This window comes from Pseudactinotalea sp., assembly GCF_048594945.1.
GTDB lineage: Bacteria > Actinomycetota > Actinomycetes > Actinomycetales > Beutenbergiaceae > Pseudactinotalea.
The window spans coordinates 1-2,624 of sequence record NZ_JBMDXJ010000461.1; the positions used below are offsets into that span (position 1 = coordinate 1).

At 68.8% G+C, this 2,624-nt stretch carries 4 protein-coding genes; 1 reads left to right on the top strand and 3 read right to left on the bottom strand.

The window, feature by feature from the left end; genetic code table 11:
• On the top strand, positions 1 to 236 hold a 236-nt coding region (locus ACOJSN_RS20885; protein ID WP_420114407.1), incomplete at its 5' end, for a substrate-binding domain-containing protein.
• 5 nt (positions 237 to 241) lie between these two features.
• On the opposite strand, the gene ACOJSN_RS20890 is transcribed toward ACOJSN_RS20885, so the two are convergent.
• The 3 genes from ACOJSN_RS20890 to ACOJSN_RS20900 all read right to left on the bottom strand — a co-directional run.
• Positions 242 to 1,066: a sugar phosphate isomerase/epimerase family protein gene (locus ACOJSN_RS20890; RefSeq protein WP_420114408.1), complete on the bottom strand. Its 825-nt coding sequence runs from the start codon at positions 1,064 to 1,066 to the stop codon at positions 242 to 244.
• Positions 1,066 to 2,220, bottom strand: coding sequence for a Gfo/Idh/MocA family protein (locus tag ACOJSN_RS20895; protein ID WP_420114409.1), 1,155 nt, complete (start codon positions 2,218 to 2,220; stop codon positions 1,066 to 1,068). The genes ACOJSN_RS20890 and ACOJSN_RS20895 overlap by 1 nt, the downstream gene beginning before the upstream one ends.
• A gap of 107 nt (positions 2,221 to 2,327) precedes the next feature.
• Positions 2,328 to 2,624, bottom strand: a 297-nt coding sequence (locus ACOJSN_RS20900) for an amidohydrolase family protein (protein WP_420114410.1), incomplete at its 5' end; no start/stop codon positions are given.

Genomic DNA, 2,624 nt, shown 5'->3' on the forward strand with positions numbered 1-2,624 from the left:
CCGGGTTCCAGCGTCTCGGGATTGCCGTGCCCCACGACATCTCGGTGGCCGGGTTCGGTGACGTGCCCGTGGCCTCCGACCTCACCCCGGCGCTCACCACGGTGCGGCTGCCGCTCGAGCAGGTCGGGCAGCAGGCTGTTGATCTCGCCATCTCGCCCGACCCGCCCGTGCGACGCTCGGTCGCGTTCGAGGGCGTCGTGATGCTGCGTGACAGCACCGCGGCCCCGCACGCCTGAGCCCATCAGAACGCGATCACGCTCGGGAACCGGTCGGCGATCTGACCGATCACGTGGTCCGGGTCACTCGACCAGACAGCCTCGTTGAAGATCTCCACCTCGATCGGACCGCGGTAGCCAAGAGCATCGACCTGGCGGGTGAGTCCGGCGAGGTCGATCACGCCGTCGCCGGGGATCCCGCGTCCGAACACCGGGTGCGGCTGGGGCACCAGCCAGTCACAGATCTGGTAGCTGATCACACGGTCGCCCGCACGCTCGAGCGAAGCCGCCAGCTGCGGGTCCCACCAGACGTTGTAGGAGTCGACGGCGACGCCGACGGCGGGTGAACCCACCGCCTCGACCATGTCGAGCGCCTGGGCGAGCGAGACCACCACGCAGCGGTCCGCCGTCATCATCGGGTGCAGCGGTTCCAGCGCGAGGCCGATGCCGGCCCCCTCGGCCTCGGCCGCCATGGCGGCCAGCCCCTCGAGCGCCCGGGCGCGGGCGCCGGCGAGGTCGTTGTCCTCGGCCATGCCACCGCACACCACGTAGAGACAATCGGCTTCGACGCCACGGGTGATCTCGATCGCGCGGCGGTTCTCGTCCGAGACCTGGCCGGGCGCCGACTGCGTCGTGAAGAAGCCGGCGCGGCACACGCTCGAGACCCGCAGATCGTGCGCACGCAGCATCGTCGCGCTGCGCTCGAGCCCGAGCTCCTCGACCTTGTCCAGCCAGACACCGATGCCACCGATCCCGTGCCGCGCCAACCCTTCCGCCGCGTCGGTCAGCGACCAGTCCCGCACGGTGACCTGGTTGATGCTCAATCGCCGCATGTCCGGCGCTGTCGCCATCAGAGCGTCAGTTCTGGGATGTCGACCCACCGGCGCTCGTCGACGGACTGCTGCGCCGCCTCGGCGAGCTGCACGCCCTTCGCGCCCTCGAGCAGGTCCCACGGATGCGGGTTGGCGTCGTCGACCACGTGCTTGAGGAACATCTCCCACTGGATCCTGAAGGCGTTGTCGAAGGTCGCGTTGTCGGGCACCTGCGCCCAGCCGGCCCGGAAGTCGATGGGGTTCGGGATGTCGGGGTTCCACACCGGCATCGGCGTGGTGCCCCGGGGCTGCACGCGACACTCGCGCAGCCCGGCGATCGCGCTGCCGTCGGTGCCGTCGAGCTGCCACTCGGCGATCTCGTCGCGGTACGGGCGGGTGACCCAGGAGGTCGTGAACTGGGCGAAGACCGGATCGTCGAACCTGAACATCCCGTAGGCGGCATCCTCGGCCGTCGCCGTGTACTCCTCCCCTTGCTCGTCCCAGCGCGTGGGGATGTGCACCTGCGAGTGGCAGAGCACAGACCGGACCGGACCCAGCAGGTGACCGAGCACGTACTGCCAGTGCGGGTACATGTCGAGGATCAGACCGCCGCCATCCTCCTTGCGTGAGTTCCAGGAGGGCCGGTTGATCGGCTGCCAGTCGCCCTCGAACACCCAGTAACCGAAGTTGAGGCGCAGGCTGACCAGATCACCGAAGAAGCCGCCGTCGAGCAGTCGCTTCAACTTCATCACGCCGGGAAGGAACAGCTTGTCCTGGACCACACCGGCCTTGACGCCCGCATTCCGTGCGAGCCGGGCGAGCTCGAGCGCGTCTGCGAGCGAGGTCGCCGTGGGCTTCTCGCAGAAGATGTCCTTGCCTGCCTCGATGGCCTTCGCCACGTCGTGGAAGCGGCGATCGGTGGTCTGGGAGTCGAAGTAGATCGTGTCGTCGGGGTCGGCCAGCGCCTTCTCCAGATCGGTGGTCCAGCGCTCGATCCCAAACCGCTCCGCGAGCGCAGACACCTTGGCCTCGTTGCGACCCACCAGGATGGGGTCGACGACGATGCGCCGCCCGTCCGGCAGGGTGAGCCCTCCCTGGTCGCGGATCGCCACGATCGAGCGTTCCAGGTGCTGACGGGTCCCCATGCGCCCCGTGACGCCGTTCATGATCACGCCGAGTCGGACATCATTCATCGCTCACTCCTCTGTGTGCGGTGCAGGTCGAACTGATCGCCTATTTGAAAGCGCTTTCTATCAGCGGGGCGTCTGGCCTGTCAAGAGGACAACGGCGACGGCGTCGCTCAGGCCCTTCGTCGAACCTCGCCCAGCAGGTTGCTCAGCGTCCCGCCGAGCACGGCATCGCGCGTCACCAGGTCGGCTCCGGCCCATCGGACCACGCGCGCCGCCGCGCTCGGGTCACCCGTGGCGAAGGGATAGTCCGTACCGAGCAGCAGCCGATCGGGCCCGACGACCTCGGCCAGGAGCGCGAGCGCATGATCGTCGTGCGTGAGCGTGTCGAAGTACAGCCGGGACAGCAACTGGGCGGGCGGCGCGCCACCCACAGCGCCGGAGAGAGCCCAGAGCGCCTCGATCCTGCC